The organism is Chromobacterium sp. FG89, assembly GCF_057808735.1.
The window spans coordinates 31916-51871 of sequence record NZ_JBMDIQ010000032.1 but is presented as its reverse complement, the minus strand read 5'-3'; the positions used below and the strand labels follow the sequence as shown (position 1 = coordinate 51871).

General features: G+C 57.8%; 33 protein-coding genes. 30 read left to right on the top strand and 3 right to left on the bottom strand.

Annotated features, from left to right (window positions below; genetic code table 11):
* From ACODRW_RS22465 to rplQ, 29 genes are all read left to right on the top strand, one after another.
* A partial coding sequence (locus tag ACODRW_RS22465; protein WP_488906716.1) for an EF-Tu C-terminal domain-related protein occupies positions 1-440 on the top strand: 440 nt, incomplete at its 5' end.
* A gap of 15 nt (positions 441-455) precedes the next feature.
* On the top strand, positions 456-767 hold the full coding sequence (gene rpsJ / locus ACODRW_RS22460; RefSeq protein ID WP_011137734.1) for a 30S ribosomal protein S10: 312 nt from the start codon (positions 456-458) through the stop codon (positions 765-767).
* Positions 768-925: 158 nt separating this feature from the next.
* Positions 926-1570 carry a 50S ribosomal protein L3 gene (gene rplC / locus ACODRW_RS22455; protein ID WP_107797928.1) on the top strand — a complete coding sequence of 215 codons (645 nt, stop codon included), beginning with the start codon at positions 926-928 and terminating at the stop codon, positions 1568-1570.
* Positions 1570-2190: a 50S ribosomal protein L4 gene (rplD, locus tag ACODRW_RS22450; protein ID WP_048413700.1), complete on the top strand. Its 621-nt coding sequence runs from the start codon at positions 1570-1572 to the stop codon at positions 2188-2190. Before rplC ends, rplD begins: the two co-directional genes overlap by 1 nt.
* Positions 2187-2495: a 50S ribosomal protein L23 gene (gene rplW, locus ACODRW_RS22445; protein ID WP_019100830.1), complete on the top strand. Its 309-nt coding sequence runs from the start codon at positions 2187-2189 to the stop codon at positions 2493-2495. The genes rplD and rplW overlap by 4 nt, the downstream gene beginning before the upstream one ends.
* An 11-nt stretch (positions 2496-2506) precedes the next feature.
* On the top strand, positions 2507-3340 hold the full coding sequence (gene rplB, locus ACODRW_RS22440) for a 50S ribosomal protein L2 (RefSeq protein WP_082158849.1): 834 nt from the start codon (positions 2507-2509) through the stop codon (positions 3338-3340).
* 6 nt (positions 3341-3346) lie between these two features.
* Positions 3347-3625: a 30S ribosomal protein S19 gene (rpsS, locus tag ACODRW_RS22435; protein ID WP_019099947.1), complete on the top strand. Its 279-nt coding sequence runs from the start codon at positions 3347-3349 to the stop codon at positions 3623-3625.
* A gap of 9 nt (positions 3626-3634) precedes the next feature.
* Positions 3635-3964: a 50S ribosomal protein L22 gene (gene rplV / locus ACODRW_RS22430; RefSeq protein ID WP_019099946.1), complete on the top strand. Its 330-nt coding sequence runs from the start codon at positions 3635-3637 to the stop codon at positions 3962-3964.
* 10 nt (positions 3965-3974) lie between these two features.
* Positions 3975-4676: a 30S ribosomal protein S3 gene (gene rpsC, locus ACODRW_RS22425; RefSeq protein ID WP_043594108.1), complete on the top strand. Its 702-nt coding sequence runs from the start codon at positions 3975-3977 to the stop codon at positions 4674-4676.
* Positions 4660-5076 carry a 50S ribosomal protein L16 gene (gene rplP, locus ACODRW_RS22420; RefSeq protein ID WP_019101458.1) on the top strand — a complete coding sequence of 139 codons (417 nt, stop codon included), beginning with the start codon at positions 4660-4662 and terminating at the stop codon, positions 5074-5076. Before rpsC ends, rplP begins: the two co-directional genes overlap by 17 nt.
* A complete protein-coding gene (rpmC, locus tag ACODRW_RS22415) occupies positions 5076-5264 on the top strand; it encodes a 50S ribosomal protein L29 (RefSeq protein ID WP_011137725.1) in 189 nt (62 codons plus the stop codon). The genes rplP and rpmC overlap by 1 nt, the downstream gene beginning before the upstream one ends.
* A gap of 1 nt (position 5265) precedes the next feature.
* Complete coding sequence (rpsQ, locus tag ACODRW_RS22410) at positions 5266-5529, top strand: 30S ribosomal protein S17 (RefSeq protein WP_043594104.1); 264 nt, start codon at positions 5266-5268, stop codon at positions 5527-5529.
* A 203-nt stretch (positions 5530-5732) separates the two neighbouring features.
* Positions 5733-6101: a 50S ribosomal protein L14 gene (gene rplN, locus ACODRW_RS22405; RefSeq protein ID WP_019104491.1), complete on the top strand. Its 369-nt coding sequence runs from the start codon at positions 5733-5735 to the stop codon at positions 6099-6101.
* A 9-nt stretch (positions 6102-6110) separates the two neighbouring features.
* Positions 6111-6425, top strand: coding sequence for a 50S ribosomal protein L24 (gene rplX, locus ACODRW_RS22400; protein WP_048413703.1), 315 nt, complete (start codon positions 6111-6113; stop codon positions 6423-6425).
* 10 nt (positions 6426-6435) lie between these two features.
* On the top strand, positions 6436-6975 hold the full coding sequence (gene rplE / locus ACODRW_RS22395; protein WP_019104493.1) for a 50S ribosomal protein L5: 540 nt from the start codon (positions 6436-6438) through the stop codon (positions 6973-6975).
* A 4-nt stretch (positions 6976-6979) separates the two neighbouring features.
* Positions 6980-7285, top strand: coding sequence for a 30S ribosomal protein S14 (gene rpsN, locus ACODRW_RS22390; protein WP_081546296.1), 306 nt, complete (start codon positions 6980-6982; stop codon positions 7283-7285).
* 14 nt (positions 7286-7299) lie between these two features.
* Complete coding sequence (rpsH, locus tag ACODRW_RS22385; protein WP_019104495.1) at positions 7300-7695, top strand: 30S ribosomal protein S8; 396 nt, start codon at positions 7300-7302, stop codon at positions 7693-7695.
* Positions 7696-7704: 9 nt separating this feature from the next.
* A complete protein-coding gene (rplF, locus tag ACODRW_RS22380) occupies positions 7705-8238 on the top strand; it encodes a 50S ribosomal protein L6 (protein WP_019104496.1) in 534 nt (177 codons plus the stop codon).
* Positions 8239-8251: 13 nt separating this feature from the next.
* Positions 8252-8605, top strand: coding sequence for a 50S ribosomal protein L18 (gene rplR / locus ACODRW_RS22375; protein ID WP_048411919.1), 354 nt, complete (start codon positions 8252-8254; stop codon positions 8603-8605).
* A gap of 13 nt (positions 8606-8618) precedes the next feature.
* Entirely contained in the window at positions 8619-9137 is a 519-nt protein-coding gene (gene rpsE, locus ACODRW_RS22370; protein WP_043594101.1) for a 30S ribosomal protein S5, read from the top strand.
* A complete protein-coding gene (rpmD, locus tag ACODRW_RS22365) occupies positions 9130-9315 on the top strand; it encodes a 50S ribosomal protein L30 (RefSeq protein WP_011137715.1) in 186 nt (61 codons plus the stop codon). Before rpsE ends, rpmD begins: the two co-directional genes overlap by 8 nt.
* A gap of 3 nt (positions 9316-9318) precedes the next feature.
* Positions 9319-9750, top strand: a complete 432-nt coding sequence (gene rplO, locus ACODRW_RS22360; RefSeq protein WP_048413704.1) for a 50S ribosomal protein L15 — start codon at positions 9319-9321, stop codon at positions 9748-9750.
* Between the two features lie 11 nt (positions 9751-9761).
* On the top strand, positions 9762-11081 hold the full coding sequence (secY, locus tag ACODRW_RS22355; RefSeq protein ID WP_039755684.1) for a preprotein translocase subunit SecY: 1320 nt from the start codon (positions 9762-9764) through the stop codon (positions 11079-11081).
* Positions 11082-11344: 263 nt separating this feature from the next.
* Positions 11345-11458 (top strand): 50S ribosomal protein L36, encoded by a 114-nt coding sequence (rpmJ, locus tag ACODRW_RS22350; RefSeq protein ID WP_011137711.1) that lies wholly within the window; start codon positions 11345-11347, stop codon positions 11456-11458.
* Positions 11459-11528: 70 nt separating this feature from the next.
* Positions 11529-11891: a 30S ribosomal protein S13 gene (gene rpsM, locus ACODRW_RS22345; RefSeq protein WP_048411917.1), complete on the top strand. Its 363-nt coding sequence runs from the start codon at positions 11529-11531 to the stop codon at positions 11889-11891.
* Between the two features lie 19 nt (positions 11892-11910).
* Positions 11911-12306, top strand: coding sequence for a 30S ribosomal protein S11 (gene rpsK / locus ACODRW_RS22340; RefSeq protein WP_008955659.1), 396 nt, complete (start codon positions 11911-11913; stop codon positions 12304-12306).
* A gap of 18 nt (positions 12307-12324) precedes the next feature.
* On the top strand, positions 12325-12945 hold the full coding sequence (gene rpsD / locus ACODRW_RS22335; protein WP_043594097.1) for a 30S ribosomal protein S4: 621 nt from the start codon (positions 12325-12327) through the stop codon (positions 12943-12945).
* A 23-nt stretch (positions 12946-12968) separates the two neighbouring features.
* Positions 12969-13952, top strand: a complete 984-nt coding sequence (locus ACODRW_RS22330) for a DNA-directed RNA polymerase subunit alpha (RefSeq protein ID WP_039755788.1) — start codon at positions 12969-12971, stop codon at positions 13950-13952.
* Positions 13953-13977: 25 nt separating this feature from the next.
* Positions 13978-14373, top strand: coding sequence for a 50S ribosomal protein L17 (gene rplQ / locus ACODRW_RS22325; protein WP_048411916.1), 396 nt, complete (start codon positions 13978-13980; stop codon positions 14371-14373).
* Positions 14374-14485: 112 nt separating this feature from the next.
* Here rplQ and ACODRW_RS22320 read toward each other — a convergent pair whose 3' ends face one another.
* The 3 genes from ACODRW_RS22320 to ACODRW_RS22310 are packed head-to-tail and all read right to left on the bottom strand — an operon-like array spanning position 14486 to position 17662.
* Positions 14486-15397: a glutaminase gene (locus ACODRW_RS22320; protein ID WP_235084818.1), complete on the bottom strand. Its 912-nt coding sequence runs from the start codon at positions 15395-15397 to the stop codon at positions 14486-14488.
* A gap of 52 nt (positions 15398-15449) precedes the next feature.
* Entirely contained in the window at positions 15450-16247 is a 798-nt protein-coding gene (locus ACODRW_RS22315) for an MOSC domain-containing protein (RefSeq protein WP_488906715.1), read from the bottom strand.
* A gap of 35 nt (positions 16248-16282) precedes the next feature.
* Positions 16283-17662, bottom strand: coding sequence for an aminotransferase-like domain-containing protein (locus ACODRW_RS22310; RefSeq protein WP_488906717.1), 1380 nt, complete (start codon positions 17660-17662; stop codon positions 16283-16285).
* Between the two features lie 285 nt (positions 17663-17947).
* Between ACODRW_RS22310 and ACODRW_RS22305 the strand changes: the two genes are divergently transcribed.
* Entirely contained in the window at positions 17948-19804 is a 1857-nt protein-coding gene (locus ACODRW_RS22305; protein ID WP_227106585.1) for a methyl-accepting chemotaxis protein, read from the top strand.
* Positions 19805-19956 lie beyond the last annotated feature (152 nt).

Below are 19956 nucleotides of genomic sequence, written 5' to 3'. Positions count from 1 at the left end.
AGGCTACCGCGAAGACTACTTGCACCGGCGTGGAAATGTTCCGCAAGCTGCTGGACCAAGGTCAAGCTGGCGACAACGTGGGCGTGCTGCTGCGCGGTACCAAGCGTGAAGACGTTGAGCGTGGTCAGGTGCTGGCTAAGCCGGGTTCCATCACCCCGCACACCAAGTTCCAGGCTTCGGTATACGTACTGAGCAAAGACGAAGGTGGCCGTCACACCCCGTTCTTCGCGAACTACCGTCCGCAGTTCTACTTCCGTACCACCGACGTAACGGGCGCCGTTACCCTGTCGGAAGGCGTGGAAATGGTAATGCCGGGCGACAACGTGGAGATCACTGTTGAGCTGATCGCTCCGATCGCCATGGAAGATGGTCTGCGTTTCGCCATCCGCGAAGGCGGTCGTACCGTCGGCGCCGGCGTTGTTGCCAAGATCATTGCTTAAGGATCGGAGAATCTAATGTCTAGCCAGAAAATCCGCATCCGCCTGAAAGCTTTCGATTACAACCTGATCGATCGCTCCGCTCAGGAAATCGTTGAAACCGCCAAGCGCACCGGCGCCGTTGTTAAGGGCCCGGTTCCGCTGCCGACCAAAATCGAGCGTTTCAACGTTCTGCGTTCCCCGCACGTGAACAAGACTTCCCGCGACCAGCTGGAAATCCGCACTCACCTGCGTCTGATGGACATCGTGGATCCGACCGACAAGACCGTCGACGCTCTGATGAAGCTCGACCTGCCGGCCGGTGTTGATGTGGAAATCAAGCTGCAGTAATCGCTTAAGTTCAAGGGTTTGCGAGCTAAGTTCTTGCGATTCTTGAATTTTCTGTGATACATTAGCGGACTCGCCATTTTGGCGAGTCCGTTTTTGTTTTTTCTGTCGTGTTTTTTATGCCGGTCAATCGTAATCGGCGCCTGAAAAAGGAAATAAACATGAGTTTAGGTCTTGTCGGTCGCAAAGTCGGCATGACCCGCATTTTTGCCGAAGATGGCGCAACCATCCCGGTAACTGTGCTGGACATGTCCGCTAACCGCGTCACGCAAATCAAAACTGCTGAAACCGACGGCTACAATGCCGTGCAGGTTACCTATGGCTCCAAAAAGGCCAGCCGTGTTGTTAAGGCTGCCGCGGGCCACTTCGCCAAGGCTGGCGTTGAAGCAGGTCTGGGTCTGGTCGAGTTTCCGCTGACCGCCTCCGATCTGTCCAACTTCAAGCCGGGCGATGCCATCGCTGTTGAGATCTTCACCGTTGGTCAACTGGTTGATGTAACCGGCACCTCCAAAGGTAAAGGCTTCTCCGGCGTGATCAAGCGTCACAACTTCTCTTCCAACCGTGCTTCCCATGGTAACTCGCGTTCGCATAACACGCCGGGTTCCATCGGTCAGGCGCAAGATCCGGGCCGCGTTTTCCCGGGTAAGCGCATGGCGGGCCAATACGGTAACGTCAAGAGCACCGTGCAGTGCCTGGAAATCGTTCGTGTCGATGCCGAGCGTCAACTGATTCTGGTTAAAGGTGCTGTTCCTGGCGCCAAGAACGGTGACGTTGTCGTTCGTCCTAGCGTGAAGGCAGGTGCGTGATGGAATTGAATGTAATCAATACCCAAGGCAAGGCTGTTGGCAGCCTGCAAGTGTCCGACTCTTTGTTCGGCCGCGAGTACAACGAAGCTCTGGTGCACCAGGTTGTTACCGCATTCCTGGCGAATGCTCGTAGCGCCAACCGCGCCCAGCTGACCCGTGCTGAAGTGAAGCACTCGACCAAGAAGCCTTTCCGTCAGAAAGGTACTGGTAACGCTCGTGCCGGTATGACTTCCACCCCGAACCGTCGTGGTGGTGGCCGTGCCTTCCCGAACAAGCCGGACGAGAACTTCACCCAGAAAGTTAACCGCAAGATGTTCCGTGCAGGCATGGCCGCGATTCTGTCGCAGCTGGTCCGCGACGAGCGTCTGATCGTGGTTGACGAACTGAACGTTGAAAGCCCGAAGACCAAAGAATTCGTCGGCGCCGTTCAGCCCATGGGCCTGGAGCAAGCTTTGTTCATCACTAGCGAGCTGAGCGAAAACCTCTATCTCTCTTCGCGTAACCTGACGAACGTGCTGGTTATCGAAGCGGTTCAAGCTGACCCGTACAGCCTGTTGCGCTTCAAGAAGACCGTGATCACTCGCGACGCTGTGAAGCAACTTGAGGAGCAGTGGGCATGAATCAAGAACGTCTGTTGCAAGTAATTCTTGCTCCCATCGTTTCCGAAAAGAGCACCATGATTGCTGAGAAGAACCAGCAAATGGCGTTCCGCGTTGCTAAAGATGCGACCAAGCCGGAAATCAAGGCTGCTGTTGAAATGCTGTTCAATGTAAAAGTTGAAGGTGTTTCCACTGTCAATGTCAAGGGCAAGGTTAAGCGCTTTGGCCGTTCCATCGGTCGTCGCAGTGACTGGAAAAAGGCCTACGTTAGCCTGGTGGAAGGTCAAGAAATTGATCTGACCGCTACCCCGGCCGCAGCGGAGTAAGGAGATAGAGCATGCCTATCGTTAAGGTAAAACCGACTTCCGCGGGCCGCCGTGCCGTTGTCAAGGTAGTAAACCCTGACCTGCACAAAGGTGCTCCGCACGCCGCCCTGTTGGAAAAGAAATCTTCCACCGGTGGCCGTAACCACAATGGTCACATCACCACGCGTCATCGTGGCGGTGGCCATAAGAAGCACTACCGCATCATCGACTTCCGTCGCAACAAGGATGGCATCCCGGCGAAAGTGGAACGCATCGAATACGATCCGAACCGCACCGCCCACATCGCCCTCCTGTGCTACGCCGATGGCGAGCGTCGCTACATCATCGCCCCGCGCGGTGTGAAGGCCGGCGCCGAGCTGTTGTCCGGCGCGGAAGCTCCGATCAAGGCCGGTAACGCTCTGCCGATCCGCAATATCCCGGTGGGTACCACTATCCACTGCGTGGAAATGCAGCCTGGCAAGGGCGCCCAGATGGTTCGTTCCGCTGGCGCATCCGCGATGCTGCTGGCTCGCGAAGGCGCTTACGCTCAGTTGCGTCTGCGTTCGGGCGAAATTCGCCTGGTGCACGTTGATTGCCGAGCGACTGTTGGTGAAGTGGGTAACGAAGAGCACTCCCTGCGCAAGCTGGGCAAGGCTGGCGCTACTCGCTGGCGCGGTATCCGTCCGACCGTTCGTGGCGTTGCCATGAACCCGGTTGACCACCCGCATGGTGGTGGTGAAGGCCGTACTGGCGAAGGCCGCGTGCCGGTTAGCCCGTGGGGCACTCCGACTAAGGGCTTCCGTACCCGTCGCAACAAGCGTACCGACAATATGATCGTACGCCGTCGCTATTCCAAAAAAGGGTAATTGACAATGGCACGTTCGCAGAAAAAAGGCCCGTTCGTTGATCTGCATCTGCTGAAAAAAGTAGATGCGGTGCGGGCAACCAGCGACAAGCGTCCGATCAAGACTTGGTCCCGTCGTTCGACCATCCTGCCGGATTTCATTGGTCTGACCATCGCTGTGCACAACGGTCGCACCCATGTGCCTGTTTATGTTTCCGAAAACATGGTCGGCCATAAACTGGGCGAATTCTCCCTGACTCGTACCTTCAAAGGCCACGCGGCCGATAAGAAGGCGAAGAAGAGATAAGGTGAAGCGATGAGAGTATCTGCAAATCTGAAAAGCGTTCGCCTGTCGGCACAAAAATGCCGCCTGGTGGCCGATCTGATCCGCGGCAAGTCCGTTGATCAGGCTCTGAATATCTTGGCCTTCTCCCCGAAGAAGGGCGCGGTAATCATCAAGAAAGTGCTGGAATCTGCCATCGCTAACGCCGAGCACAATGAAGGCGCCGACATTGACACCCTGCGTGTCACCGGCATCTTCGTTGACAAAGGCGCTAGTCTGAAGCGTTTCACTGCCCGTGCTAAGGGTCGTGGTAATCGCATCGAAAAGCAGACCTGCCACATCTCGTTGACCGTTGGCAATTAAGGGGTAAGAAATGGGTCAGAAGATTCATCCGACGGGATTCCGTCTTGCCGTTAACAAAAACTGGTCTTCCAAGTGGTTCGCGAATTCGCAGAACTTCCCGGAAATGCTGAAGCAGGATATCGAAGTTCGCGAATTCCTGAAAAAGCGTCTGGGTCACGCTTCGGTTGGCCGTGTGACCATCGAGCGCCCGGCTAAGTCCGCCCGCATCACCATCCACAGCGCCCGTCCGGGTGTTGTGATCGGTAAAAAAGGCGAAGACATCGAGCTGCTCAAGCAAGAACTGCAAAAGCGCCTGGGCGTTCCTGTGCATGTGAACATCGAAGAAGTTCGCAAGCCGGAACTGGACGCTCAAATCATCGCCGACGGCATCGCTTCCCAGCTGGAGAAGCGCGTGATGTTCCGTCGCGCCATGAAACGCGCTATGCAAAACGCAATGCGCATGGGCGCTCAAGGCATCAAGATCATGAGCTCCGGCCGTCTGAACGGTATCGACATCGCTCGTAGCGAATGGTACCGCGAAGGCCGCGTGCCGCTGCATACCCTGCGCGCAGACGTAGACTACGCAACCTCCGAAGCCAAGACCACCTACGGGATCATCGGCATCAAGGTATGGGTATACAAGGGCGAGCTCAAGCCGGGTCAAGTTCAGCCGGCTCCGGTAGCGACCGAGAAGAAATCGAGAAAGGGTGCTCGAAATGCTGCAGCCAACTAGACTCAAGTACCGTAAACAGCATAAAGGCCGCAACACGGGTATCGCTACTCGTGGCAACAAAGTGAGCTTTGGTGATTTCGGTCTGAAGGCGGTTGGTCGTGGTCGTCTGACCGCGCGCCAGATCGAAGCTGCGCGTCGCGCGATGACCCGTCACATCAAACGTGGCGGCCGCATCTGGATCCGCATCTTCCCGGACAAGCCGATCACCTCCAAGCCTGCTGAAGTTCGTATGGGCGGGGGTAAAGGCTCTCCGGAGTACTACGTGGCCGAAATCCAGCCTGGCAAGATGCTGTATGAAATGGATGGTGTTTCCGAGGAACTCGCTCGTGAAGCTTTCCGTCTGGCCGCAGCCAAGTTGCCGATCGCCACTGTGTTTGTAACTAGACAGGTAGGTCAGTAATGAAAGCGTCCGAACTGAAAGCCAAAACTGTTGACGAGCTGAAGGCGGAACTGCTTAGCCTCTTGAAGGCCCAGTTTGCTCTGCGTATGCAGCACGCCACTCAGCAACTCGCCAAGACCTCTGAACTGAAGAAAGTACGTCGCGACATCGCTCGCGTGCGCACCGTTCTGAAAGAAAAGGCAGTTTAAGATGAGCGAAACCAAAGTGGTACGTACGCTGACCGGTACCGTAGTCAGCGACAAGATGGATAAGACCGTGACCGTACTGGTCGAGCGCAAAGTAAAGCACCCGATCTACGGCAAAATTATCCGTCGTTCTAAGAAGTTCCACGCGCACGACGAGAACAACGAGTTCAAGGCCGGCGATATCGTTGTTATCAGCGAGTCCCGTCCGCTCTCGAAGACCAAGACGTGGGTGGTAACTGCCCTGGTAGAGAAATCCCGCCAGGTGTAAAGACTTGCAGGGGGCGAAAGCTCCCTGTATAATGGCCATCTTCCTACTCCTATCGAGTAGGAGTTCCGCCCTTACGGGGTCCAAAACTGGCCGTTGGATACGCCACAGTTTCTGTGGCGTTTCGTCTGTTTGGTCTTGCTCTTATGCGAGAAACCGGCAGGTGAGAGTGACGGATAAAGTTGGATTAGAAAGGTAATCATCACATGATCCAAATGCAGACCATGCTTGAGGTCGCTGACAATACAGGTGCGCGTCACGTTATGTGCATCAAGGTATTGGGCGGTTCCAAGCGTCGCTATGCAAGCGTAGGCGACATCATCAAGGTGACCATCAAGGATGCTGCTCCGCGCGGACGCGTCAAAAAAGGCGACGTTTACAACGCGGTTGTGGTTCGCACTGCCAAAGGCGTGCGTCGTCCGGATGGCTCGTTGATCAAGTTCGACGGCAATGCCGCCGTCCTGCTCAACAACAAGCTTGAGCCTATCGGCACTCGTATCTTCGGGCCTGTTACGCGTGAACTGCGTACCGAGCGCTTCATGAAGATCGTTTCGCTGGCTCCTGAAGTACTGTAAGGAGATCGCATGCGCAAAATTCGCAAGGGTGATGAAGTCGTAGTAATCACCGGCAAAGACAAAGGTAAGCGCGGCACCGTTCTGCGCGTTCTGGACGAGAAACTGGTTGTTGAAGGCGTGAATGTCGCCAAGAAACACCAGAAGCCGAATCCGGTGCGTGGCGTGGCCGGCGGCATCGTTGAAAAGACCATGCCTGTTGACGCATCGAACGTCGCCATTTTCAATCCGGCAAGCCAAAAGGCTGACCGCGTAGGCTTCAAGGTTCTTGAAGACGGCCGCAAGGTACGCGTGTTCAAGTCCAACGGCGAAGTCATTGGCGCGTAAGGAACAAAACATGGCACGTCTCTACGATTTCTACAAAGACACCGTAGTGCCTGAACTGATGAAACAGTTCGGCTACAAGTCGATCATGCAAGTCCCGCGCATTGAGAAGATCACTGTGAACATGGGTGTGGGCGAAGCTGTTGCCGATAAAAAGGTAATGGATTTCGCCGTGGGCGACCTGGAAAAGATCGCCGGCCAGAAGCCGGTTGTCACCACCGCTCGCAAATCCATCGCAGGCTTCAAGATTCGCGATCACTACCCGGTAGGTTGCAAGGTAACTCTGCGTCGCGAACGCATGTACGAGTTCCTGGACCGCCTGGTGACGATCGCGCTGCCGCGCGTTCGCGACTTCCGTGGTGTTTCCGCCAAGTCTTTCGACGGCCGCGGCAACTACAACATGGGCGTTAAAGAACAGATCATCTTCCCGGAAATCGAGTACGACAAGATCGATGCTCTGCGTGGTATGAACATTACTGTTACCACCACCGCGAAGACTGACGAAGAGGCCCGCGCTTTGCTGGCCGCGTTCAAGTTCCCGTTCAAGGGTTAAGCACATGGCAAAACTTGCACTGATTCAGCGCGAAGAGAAGCGTGTCAAGCTGGCTGCAAAATTTGCTGCCAAGCGCGAAGCCCTTATCGCGACTATCAACAATCAAAGCCTCTCGGAAGAAGAGCGCTTTGCAGCTCGCCTGCAACTGCAGCAGCTGCCGCGCAATGCTTCCCCGGTTCGCCAGCGTCGTCGCTGCGCCATCACCGGTCGTCCGCGTGGCGTATTCCGCAAATTCGGTCTGGGTCGTAACAAACTCCGTGAAATCGCTCTGAAGGGCGAGATTCCGGGGGTTGTGAAGGCCAGCTGGTAATAGGAGACACATAAATGAGCATGCACGATCCTATTTCCGATATGTTGACCCGCATCCGCAACGGCCAAATGGCTTCCAAGGTGGCAGTTTCCATGCCGTCTTCCAAGCTGAAAATTGCGCTGGCGCAGGTGTTGAAAGAAGAAGGCTACATCGAAGACTTCGCCGTTGCCGGCGAAGAGAAGAAGCCTGTTCTCGATATCCAGCTCAAGTACTATGCTGGCCGTCCGGTGATTGAGCGCATTGACCGCGTCTCCCGCCCTGGCCTGCGTGTGTACAAGGGCTCCACCGAAATCCCGAAAGTCATGAATGGCTTGGGCGTGGCTATCCTGTCCACCTCCAAAGGCGTTATGACTGATCGCAAAGCGCGCGCGGCCGGCATCGGCGGCGAGTTGCTGTGCGTCGTGGCTTAAGGGGGTCAAATGTCTCGCGTAGCTAAGAATCCCGTAGTCATCCCGGCTGGCGTCGAAGTGAAGTTCGGCGCTGCAGAAGTGACTGTTAAGGGCGCCCTGGGCTCCCTGAGCACCGCTCTGTGCGAAGAGGTAGATGTCAAGCTGGACAACGGCCAACTGACATTCGCCGCCAAGAACGACAGCAAATTCGCTCGTGCCATGTCCGGCACCCTGCGCGCGCTGCTGAACAATATGGTGACCGGCGTGTCCAAAGGCTTCGAGAAGAAGCTGCAGCTGGTAGGCGTGGGCTATCGTGCCCAGGCTCAAGGCGACACCCTGAACCTGTCTCTGGGTTTCTCCCACCCGGTGGCTCATCAAATGCCTGAAGGCGTTAAAGCTGAGACCCCGAGTCAGACCGAGATCCTGATCAAAGGCGCTGACAAACAGCGCGTTGGCCAGGTGGCTGCCGAAATCCGCGCTTACCGCGCTCCTGAGCCGTACAAAGGCAAGGGCGTTCGTTACGCTGATGAGGTTGTGGTTCTGAAAGAAACCAAGAAGAAGTAACTGAGGCACTGATATGGACAAGAAACAAGCTCGACTCCGCCGCGCACGTAAAACCCGTGCCCGGATCGCGGAGCTCAAGATGGTGCGTCTCACTGTGTATCGCACCAATAGCCACATTTATGCCCAGATCGTTGATGAGACCGGCAGCAAAGTACTGGCCAGCGCTTCTTCGCTGGAAGCCGACGTGCGCGCTGATCTCAAAAATGGCGGCAACGTGGCAACTGCAGCCGTGATCGGCAAGCGCATTGCTGAAAAAGCAAAAGCTGCTGGCATCGAGAAAGTTGCTTTCGACCGCTCTGGTTTCAAATACCACGGTCGTATGAAAGCGCTGGCTGACGCCGCTCGCGAACACGGTCTCGTATTCTAATTCGGAGTGAAGAATGGCTAAACACGAAACGGAAGATCGTGGCGACGGTCTGGTCGAGAAAATGATCAGCGTCAACCGCGTCACCAAAGTGGTTAAAGGCGGCCGTATCATGGCTTTCTCCGCCTTGACCGTGGTTGGTGATGGCGATGGCGGAATCGGCATGGGTAAGGGCCGTTCCAAGGAAGTTCCGGTTGCCGTACAAAAGGCAATGGAACAAGCTCGCCACAACATGGTTAAGGTTCCGTTGAAAAACGGCACTTTCCACCACACTGTGGTTGGCAAGCACGGCGCTACTACTGTATTCATCCAGCCCGCTAAAGAAGGTACCGGTGTGAAAGCCGGCGGCCCGATGCGCGCTATCTTTGATGCTATGGGTGTTCATAACGTCTCGGCGAAAATTCATGGTTCCACCAACCCGTACAACGTGGTGCGTGCAACTCTGGATGGTCTGAGCAACATCAACACCCCGGCGCAAATCGCCTCCAAGCGTGGCCTGAGCGTCGAGGACATCCTGGGGGTGAGCCATGAGTAACGCCAAGACTGTAAAGGTCACTCTGGTAAAGAGCCTGATCGGTCGCCTGGAGTCTCACAAGGCTTGCGCCCGTGGTCTGGGTCTGAAGAAGATTCGCCAGACTGTTGAAGTGCTCGATACCCCTGAAAACCGTGGCATGATCAACAAGATCAGCTACTTGTTGAAATTCGAGGGCTAAGCGATGCTGCTGAACACTGTACAGCCGGGTGCCGGCGCCAAGCATGCCAAGCGCCGTGTAGGCCGTGGCATCGGCAGCGGCCTGGGCAAGACTTGTGGCCGCGGTCACAAAGGTCAGAAGAGCCGTGCAGGTGGTTTCCACAAGGTTGGTTTCGAAGGCGGTCAAATGCCGCTGCAACGTCGTCTGCCGAAGCGCGGCTTCAAGTCGCTGAACGCAGGCAAGGTTGCCGAGATTCGCCTGTCCGAACTGAACCTGCTGCCGGTTGATGAAATCGACCTGCTCTCTCTCAAGCAAGCTGGTCTGGCTTCCATCCAGGTGACTTCCGCCAAGGTGGTGCTGTCCGGCAAGATTGAGCGCGCAGTAAAACTGCGCGGCGTTGGCGTAACTGCCGGCGCTCGCGCCGCCATCGAAGCTGCCGGCGGCAGCGTAGAATAAGGCAATAATCTGTGGCGAATACTTCTCTAGTGGCAAATGCCAATAAGTTTGGTGATCTCAAGCGTCGAATCTGGTTCCTGATTGGTGCCCTGATCGTTTATCGCATCGGTGCCCACATTCCGGTTCCGGGTATCAACCCTGCCGAGCTAGCGAAGTTGTTCCACTCATCGCAGACGGGCCTGCTCGACATGTTCAACATGTTCTCGGGCGGCGCCCTCTCGAGGTTTACGGTGTTTGCCATCGGCATCATGCCGTACATCTCCGCCTCCATCATTCTTCAGCTTGCCTCCGAGGTTCTTCCGAGCCTCAAGCAGCTGAAGAAGGAGGGCGATGCGGGACGTCGTAAGATAACCCAGTACACACGTTACGCCACCGTTTTGCTCGCGACTTTCCAAAGTTTCGGCATTGCGGTAATGCTGTACAAGCAGCCTAACCTGGTGGTGACTCCGCAGTGGGAGTTCTACCTGACGACAGTCGTATCGCTGGTAACCGGCACCATGTTCCTCATGTGGCTGGGCGAGCAGATCACCGAGCGCGGAATTGGCAACGGTATTTCGTTGATCATCTGCGCGGGTATCGCCGCAGGCGTTCCGGCTGCGATCGGCAAGACCTTGACTCTGACCAGTCAGGGTTCTTTGCCCATCCTGTTTGCCGTCGTGTTGTTTGTCGGAGTGATCGTAGTGACTTATGTGGTGGTGTACGCCGAGCGCGGCCAACGCAAAGTCCTGGTGAACTACGCCAAGCGGCAGGTAGGCAATCGCGTCATGCAGGGCCAGAGCACGCATCTGCCGCTCAAGCTCAACATGGCGGGGGTGATTCCGCCGATTTTCGCGTCCAGCATCATCCTGTTCCCGGCCACCGTTCTCGGTTGGTTTGGCCAGGGCGAGCACATGGGCTGGTTGAAGGGCATTGCAGACAAACTGCATCCCGGTCAGCCGATCTACGTGCTGCTGTATGCGGCGGCCATCGTCTTCTTCTGCTATTTCTACACGGCGTTGGTATTCAACCCGAAGGAAACGGCTGACAACTTGAAGAAGAGCGGTGCTTTCATCCCGGGTATTCGTCCAGGTGAGCAGACTTCCCGATACATCGAGAAGATCATTCTGCGGCTGACGCTGATTGGTGCGATCTACATCACACTGGTCTGCTTGCTGCCGGAATTCCTGATCTTGAAGTGGAACGTACCGTTCTACTTCGGCGGCACCTCGCTGCTGATCATCGTGGTGGTTACCATGGATTTCATGGCGCAGGTACAGTCTTACGTGCTGTCGCATCAGTACGAGAGCTTGCTGAAGAAGGCCAACTTCAAAGGCAACGCGCTCACGCGCTGACAACTTGAGCTCACGCTGGGTTATTGGCTAAGGAAGACACCATCCAGATGCAGTGCGAAATTCCGAAGTTCGCTTCGGAGTTTTGCTTGTGAATGGACACGTGGTAACCGGGCACTTCAGACGGGGTGCGATTGCGAAGGCATTCGCATCCAATCTGACGGCGGTTTGGGGCGAGGGGAATCCCCCCGCGGTCCTGCCTGTCCCGGATAGTGTTCCGTGCGAAATAACGCACTTGCTCTTTTAGAGGATTGAAAGGAACTGACATGCGAGTACAGCCTTCGGTAAAGAAGATTTGCCGCAACTGCAAAATCATTCGTCGCAATCGCGTAGTTCGCGTGATTTGCACGGATCCGCGTCACAAGCAAAAACAAGGCTAACATTTGTTAGACCTGGATTTGCGTGTTACAATCGCAAACTTTTCAAGGTCTTAAGGCTTAAGGAAAGAGTATGGCCCGTATTGCAGGGGTAAACATCCCCAATCATGCGCATGCCGTTATCGGCCTGCAGGCAATTTTTGGCATCGGTCAGACTCGCGCCCAGCAGATTTGTGCTGCTGCCAGCGTGAACCCTTCCACGAAAGTGAAGGATCTGACGGACGCCGAGATGGAAACTCTGCGTGACGAAGTCGCCAAGTTCACCGTTGAAGGTGATCTGCGCCGCGAAGTCACCATGAGCATCAAGCGTCTGATGGACATGGGCTGCTATCGCGGCTTCCGCCATCGTCGTGGCCTGCCGTGCCGCGGTCAGCGCACTCGCACTAACGCTCGTACCCGCAAGGGACCGCGTAAGGCGATCGCCGGCAAGAAGTAATCAATAGGAACAACAGATAATGGCTAAAGCAAACACAGCAGTTCGTGTACGCAAGAAAGTGCGCAAGTCTGTTAGCGAAGGCATCGTGCACGTGCACGCTTCGTTCAACAACACCATCATCACGATCACCGACCGTCAAGGCAATGCATTGTCTTGGGCTACCTCTGGCGGCGCTGGTTTCAAGGGCTCGCGCAAGAGTACACCCTTTGCTGCTCAAGTAGCAGCAGAGCACGCTGGTAAAGTTGCCCAAGAATACGGTGTGAAGAACCTCGAAGTTCGTATCAAGGGCCCGGGTCCGGGTCGTGAATCCGCTGTTCGCGCACTCAACGCGCTGGGTTTCAAGATCACCAGCATCTCCGACGTGACGCCGGTACCGCACAACGGTTGCCGTCCGCCCAAAAAACGTCGTATCTAATTCGGAGAGTGTGAGAACATGGCACGTTATATCGGCCCTAAGTGCAAACTCGCTCGTCGTGAAGGCACCGACCTTTTCCTGAAGAGCGCACGTCGTGCACTGGATTCCAAGTGCAAACTGGATAGCCCTCCGGGCCAGCATGGCGCTCGTAAGAGCCGCCTGTCTGACTACGGTGTGCAACTGCGTGAAAAGCAGAAAATCCGTCGTATTTACGGTGTACTCGAGCGTCAGTTCCGCAATTACTTTGCGGAAGCTGTGCGTCGCAAAGGCTCCACGGGTGAAAACCTGCTGAAGCTGCTCGAGGCCCGCCTGGACAACGTTGTATATCGCATGGGCTTTGGCTCCACTCGCGCCGAAGCGCGCCAGCTGGTTAGCCACAAGGCTATCGTTGTGAACGGCCAGGTTGTGAACATTCCGTCCTACCAGGTTAAAGCCGGTGACGTAGTGTCCGTCCGTGAAAAAGCCAAGAAACAGGCCCGTATCGTAGAAGGTCTGGCTCTGGCCGAGCAGGGTGGTTTCCCGTCTTGGGTCCTGGTTGACTCCAAGAAAATGGAAGGCACTTTCAAATCCGCTCCGGAACGTTCCGAACTGTCTAGCGATATCAACGAACAACTCGTTGTGGAATTCTACTCCAAGTAATCGCTAGCTCTTAGGGAATGACTATGCAAAACAGCGCTTCGGAATTTCTGAAACCTCGTCTTATCGACGTTCAGCCGGTTTCCGCCACTCACGCTCGTGTGTCGATGGAGCCGTTCGAGCGCGGCTACGCTCATACTCTGGGTAACTCGCTGCGCCGGATTCTGCTGTCGTCGATGCCGGGCTATGCTCCGACCGAAGTGACTATCGCTGGCGTTTTGCATGAGTATTCCGCACTTGATGGCGTGCGCGAGGATGTCGTTGACATCCTCCTCAACCTCAAGGGCGTAGTGCTTAAGCTGCATGGTCGTGACAGTGTCGTTCTGTCCTTGAAAAAGGACGGCGAAGGCGCTGTCTTGGCTGGCGATATCGAACTGCCGCACGATGTGGAAGTGATCAATCCGGACCACGTGATTTGTCACATCTCCTCTGGCGGTAAGATCGACATGGAGATCAAGATCGAAAAAGGCCGCGGCTATCAGCCGGTGTCGGTTCGATCCAATCATGAAGACAACCGTTCCATCGGTACCATTCAACTGGACGCTTCCTTCTCGCCGGTTCGCCGCGTGAGCTTTGCTGTGGAAAGCGCCCGTGTTGAGCAGCGTACCGACCTCGACCGCCTGGTGCTCGATATCGAGACCAACGGCGTAATCGAGCCGGAACAGGCAGTGCGCAATGCTGCCCGTATTCTGATGGATCAACTGTCGATCTTTGCCGATCTCCAAGGCACAGCGGTTGAAGAAGTCGTTGAAAAGGCGCCGCCGATCGATCCGATCCTGCTGCGTCCGGTAGACGATCTTGAACTGACGGTTCGTTCGGCCAACTGCCTGAAAGCTGAGAACATTTATTACATCGGCGATCTGATCCAGCGTACTGAAACCGAGCTTCTGAAGACTCCGAACCTCGGCCGCAAGTCGCTGAACGAGATCAAGGAAGTTCTCGCTTCCAAAGGCCTGACTCTCGGGATGAAACTCGAGAACTGGCCGCCTGCTGGCCTCGAAAAGCCGTAAGGTTTGAGATAAAAGGACATTAACAATGCGTCATCGTTACAGTAATCGTAAACTGAACCGCACGACCAGCCATCGTCTGGCGATGCTGCGTAACATGGCCAACTCGCTGCTGAAGCACGAAGTGATCGTGACCACGCTGCCGAAAGCCAAGGAACTGCGTCGTGTGGCCGAGCCGTTGATCACGCTCGGCAAAAAGCCGTCTCTCGCCAACCGTCGTCTGGCGTTTGACCGCACTCGTGACCGCGATATCGTGGTTAAACTCTTCGACGTGCTCGGCCCGCGCTTCTCCGCCCGCAACGGCGGCTATGTGCGTATCCTGAAGTACGGTTTCCGCAAGGGCGACAACGCCCCGATGGCTCTGGTTGAGCTGGTGGACCGTCCGGAAGATGCCGTAGCGGTTGAAGACAACTCCGCCGAGTAATCGACGAAGTTGAGGAAAAAGCCAGGCGCAAGCCTGGCTTTTTTCATTGCCGTAAAAGAAAAGACCCGCCTAGAGCGGGTTTTTCTTTGTGGGCTTTTATAAAGGCGCGCGCTTAAAAAATCGATAAGCCGGTACGCGTGGTGAAGCGATCCAGCGCTTCCAGGCCCAGCACCGAGTTGCCCTTGCCGTCCAGTTCAGGGCTCCATACGGCGATGCTCATCTTGCCGGGGATGATGGCGAGCATGCCGCCGCCGACCCCGCTTTTCACCGGCAGGCCCACGCGGTAGGCGAATTCGCCGGCGGCGTCGTAAGTGCCGCAGGTCAGCATCACCGCGTTGATCTGCTTGGCCTGGCTGCGGCTCAGCGATTGCCGGCCGTCGCGGGTAATGCCGTGGTTGGCGAGAAAGAGCCCGGCATTGGCCAGTTCCACGCAGTTCATCGCGATGCTGCAGCTGTTGAAGTATTGCTGCAGCACGGTCTCCACCTCGTTGTCGAGGTTGTCGTAGCTTTTCATGAAGTGGGCCAGCGCCGCGTTGCGGTGGCCGTGGGCGCGTTCGGATTCGGCGACGCGGGCGTTGCCGCACAAGGTGGCGTTGCCGGACTCTTGCCGCAGGCGGGCCAGCAGCGCGCCGTGGGCGTCTTCAAAATGGCTGACGGCGCGGTCGGTCACCACGAGGGCGCCTGCGTTGATGAAGGGATTGCGCGGCACGCCGTCCTCGTACTCCAGCTGCACCAGCGAGTTGAACGGGTTGCCGGACGGCTCCTTGCCGACATGGCTCCACAGGGCGTCGCCGTCCGCCTCCAGCGTCAGCGCCAGCATGAAGGCCTTGGAAATGCTCTGGATGGAGAAGGGGACGGCGGCGTCTCCGCAGCGGTAGTGCCGGCCGTCCAGAGTGGTGACGGCCATGCCGAACTGGCGGGGCGGCACTTCGGCCAGCGCCGGGATGTAATCGGCGACGCGGCCCTGGCCGTAATAGGCGAGGACTTCGCCGTGGATTTGATCGAGTAGGTCTTGCAGATTCATTAATCTATTCAGCATAAGGCGGTAAAAACGCCGGCGGACCGGCGTCGGAAAATCAGAACTCGTAGCGGGTTTCCAGCACGCTGAACTCGGCGCCCAATTCCAGCAAGCCTTCATTGCGCGGCACCAGGTTGACGCCGAAGCAGACGCCTTCCGGCAAGGTGCGAATGCTGACCAGGGTGCGCAGCGGCTGTTGTTCCGGCGATTTGATCCCGGTATCCGGATCCACCGTGGTCAGCACGCAGCGCGAGCAGGGCTTGGCGACGTCGAACACCACCTCGCCGATCTGGACCACCTTCCAATCGTCCTCTTCCCAGGCGTAATCGCCGCTGACCACCAGATTGGGGCGGAAGTGGCGCAGCGATACCGGCTGGTCAAGCTCGTCGTTGAGCGCGTCCAGCGAGGCCTGGTTCACCAGCAGATAGGGGTAGCCGTCGGCGAAGGACATCGCGTGCTCGCTGTCCTTCAGCCGGCGATTGGAGCGCATGCCCAGCCACAGCAACTGGCAGGGCTCGCCCAACACCTCGCTGAACCAGAGATCGACGGCGGCGTCGCCGTGATAGGCGGCGAAGTTGTCCTTCCATACCGTAGCCGGCGCTTCTTGCTGGTATTGGGTGCTCATCGCCAGCACCGGCGCCTTGCCCGGAAATTTGAACAGGGCGCCGCCGGGAATCAGGTCCACCTCCACGCGCACCAGCTGCGGGTGGGAGCGGGCGGTGAAGAAGCGGCCGTTGTCGCCGGCCAGCAGCCATTCGCGGTCGTGCAGCAAGCCCTGCTTGGCGGCGAAGGCGCGGCTGTAGGACAGGCCGCGACAGGATTTCAACGGATGGACGAACATTTCGACAAGTTGCATGGAGGGCTCCGCTAAGCTGTGGTCAGGGCATGGTATCACTGCGGCGGGCAACTCAGAAAATCCCACAGCCTACGATCCTGGCTGAAAGCGACGTTGAAGCGCAGCCAATCCGAGGGCATGCCGTAGGCGCGGAACAGATGGCCGGGCGCGAGCAGGATTTTGTGTTGCTGGGCCTGCTCGGCCAAGCGTCTGGCGTCCCGCTCCCCGGGCGGGCGCGCCAGCAGGAACAGGCCGTTGGACGGCCGCGCGAACAACTGCCAGCCGTGTTCCAGAAACAGCTGCTGGCATTGGGCCTGAGCCTCGGACAAGCGCGCGCGCAGCCGTTCCAGCTGGCGGCGGTAGCGGCCCTCGGACACCAGTTCCAGCGCCAGCCTCTCGTTTAATTCCGGCGAGGTCAGCCCGGACATCATCTTGTAATGGACGATGCGTTCGAGCAGATCGGACGGGCCGCATAGATAGCCGACGCGCAGTCCCGGCGACAGCGATTTGGAGAAGCTGTCGATGTAGAGCACGCGTTTGAGGCCGTCCAGCGCCGCCAGCGCGGGTTGGCGGCCGCCGGCGAAGTCCGCGGACACATTGTCCTCCACGATCAGGAAATCGTGCTCCTCGGCCAGGCGCAGCACCTGGTGGGCGACCGACGGCGAGTAGCTGGCGCCGGTGGGGTTTTGCAGCCAGGGATTGGTGAAGAAGGCGCGCGGCCGATGCTGGAGCAGCAGCGCGCGCAGTTGTTCCAAGTCGGGGCCGTGCTCGGTCCAGGGCACCGGCACCAGCTTGAACTCGCGAAACGCCAGGCAGGACAGCAGATTGCAATAGCCGGGATCGTCCACCAGCACGGTGTCCCCGGCCTGCAGCAGCGCGCAGGCGGCCATGTCCAGCGCGCGGCTGGCGCCCTGGGTCAGCGCGATGTCGTCGGCTCGGGCGGGGATGCCGCGCTCGGCCAGCCGGTCCGCCAAATGCTCGCGCAAGGGCAGAAAGCCCTTGGGATCGCCGTAGCCGGGCGCGGCGACGGCGTCGCGGGCCAGCTGCCGCAGCGCTTTTTGCTGGGCCTCGGCGTCGTACCAGTGCGAGGGCAGCCAGCCGCAGCCCGCGAACAGGGTGTTGGCGTCCTGCTGGTAAATCTTGCGCAGCAGCCAGTATTCGTCCACCGGCCAGACGCGCGGTGCGGCGGGCAGATCGGGCGGCCGGCTTTCCCGCCTTCCCTCCACGTAAAAGCCGGAGCCCGGCCGCGCCGCCAGATAGCCCAAGGTCACCAGCCTATCGTAGGCCTCGACCACGGTGAAGGGACTGACGCCCAGCTCCCCGGCCATTCTGCGAATAGATGGGATTTTTGCGCCTTTGCGCCACTGACCGCATTGAATGGCGGAAATAGCTGAATTGACTATATTTTCCACCAGGGTAATGCCTTCCGCGGGCATAAGATTCAGGCTGGCCATTGCGCGTTAATTGAGCATCATTGATATTGGGCCTGTCCGTTGAGAACAGCTTGTGATAAATATCTCGTCATAAGCCGGATGGCATGTTGCAGCCGCCAATCTGTATGTTTTTTGTTGAGCTTTGCAGGCGAAACGGCTAAGACAAGAACAGAGCCTACCGGCATCGAGAATGATCATAACAGCGCTTTGTCGTGAATTGACAAGCAATCGCGGCAAGCCAAGTCGAATTGGGGATGGAGGACGGAAATGCGCTCTTTGCGTGTAAAGTTGATTGTATTCATTGCGGTGCTGCTGGTTCTGCTGGGCGCCATCATTACGACCCTGGTCTACACCCAGATGCGCAACGAGATTGTCCAGGGCGTGGATAACGAGTTGTCCAGCACCTCGCGCGGCTACGCCAACCTGGTCAAGGATTGGTACGGCAGCAAGGTCAAGGTGGTGATCGCCGGCAATCCGGTGGTGGGCACGCCCGAGCCCATGCCAATGCTGGCGCGCCTGAGCCAGGCCGGCGGCTACGACATGACCTATATCGGCACCGCCGATCACAAGATGATCCGTTCCGACTTCAAGCCGCAGCCGGCGGGCTACGACCCGGTGGCGCGGCCCTGGTATCAGCAGGCGCAGGCCAGCGGCAAGCCGGGGGTGTCCGATCCCTATGTCGATTTCGACACCAAGAAACTGGTGGTGACCTTCGTGTCGCCGGTGTTCGACGGCTCCACGCTGAAAGCGGTGGTGGGCGGCGACATCTTCATCGACGACTTGGTCAAAACCGTGCTGTCCGCCAAGCTGCGCGGCAACGGCTACGCCTTCCTGGTGGACAAGGCCGGCAAGGTGATCGCCCATCCGGACACCACGCTGACGCTGAAGCCTCTGGCGGAGAAAGTGCCGGCGCTGACCGGCGAGAAGCTGGTGCAGTTGTCCACCAGCAGCGCGATGGAGGAGATCGAAGTCAATGGCGAAACCAAGCTGGTGCAGGTGGACCCGGTGGAGGGCACCAACTGGCTGCTGGGCGTGATGATAGACAAGTCCGTGGTCAGCGAGCCGCTGGAAAAACTGCTGCTGACCGTGGTGGGCCTGGGCGCGCTGTGCGTGGTGGTGCTGATCCCGGTGGCCAGCGTGATGCTGAGCAAGATGTTGGCCGGCCTGGGCCGCTTGCGCAACGCGATGCTGGAGATCTCTAAGGGCGAGGGCGATTTGACCCGCCGCATCGAGGTGCAGGGCCAGGATGAGATCGCCGAAACCGCGACCGCGTTCAACAGCTTCATCCATCGCTTGCAAAGCATGTTCGTGGCGGTGCGCACCGAGGCGGAAAACGTCACCAACGGCGTGCAGAGCGTGGCCACCACGGTGGATCAGGTGGCGCGCGATTCCCGGCAGATTTCCGACGTGTCCAGCTCCAACGCCGCGACGCTGGAGGAAATCACCGTCAGCATCTCCCATATCGCCGACGCCGCGCGCGAGGCGGATTCGCTGGTCAACCACACCGGCACCGTGTCCAGCGAAAGCGCCGACGAAATGCAGCGCATCTCCCGCGAGATGAACAGCACGGTGGAGGCGGTGAAGGGCTTGTCCGGCATGTTGGTGTCGCTGGATCAACGCTCGCAGCAAATCAGCGGCATCACCAATGTGATCAAGGATATCGCCGATCAGACCAACCTCTTGGCCTTGAACGCGGCGATCGAAGCGGCGCGCGCCGGCGAAATGGGCCGCGGCTTCGCGGTGGTGGCGGACGAAGTGCGCAAACTGGCCGAGCGCACCGGCCAGGCCACGGTGGAGATTTCCAGCATGGTCAGCACCATCCGCGAGGAAACCAGCCAGGCGGTGACCAATATGCAGCGCACCGTCAGCTCGGTGGACGACGGCGTGGAACTGACCGACAGCGCGGTGCAGCGCATCGAGCAGATCCAGCAGGCGATGCAGGAAGTGATGGCCAAGATGAACGAGATCACCTTGTCCACCAGCGAGCAGCACAAGGCCACCACCTTGATCGCGCAGAGCACCGAGCAGATCAACGGCCGCATCGTCGACAGCGACGGCGCTCTGCAGACCGTGCACGACACCTTGAACGATTTGTCGCAGGCGGCCAAGGACATGCGCCAGTTGTTCTCCAGCTTCCGCGTTTAAGCGAGCTGACGCGACACAGAAAACCCGGCTGCGGCCGGGTTTTTTCATGGTCTTGGACTGTATTGGCGATTTGGCCGGTACGGGGTTGGGCAAATCCGCGCAAACTGTACCTGTAATTGTATTGGTGCAGCCGCTAGATTAGTTGTCATCAT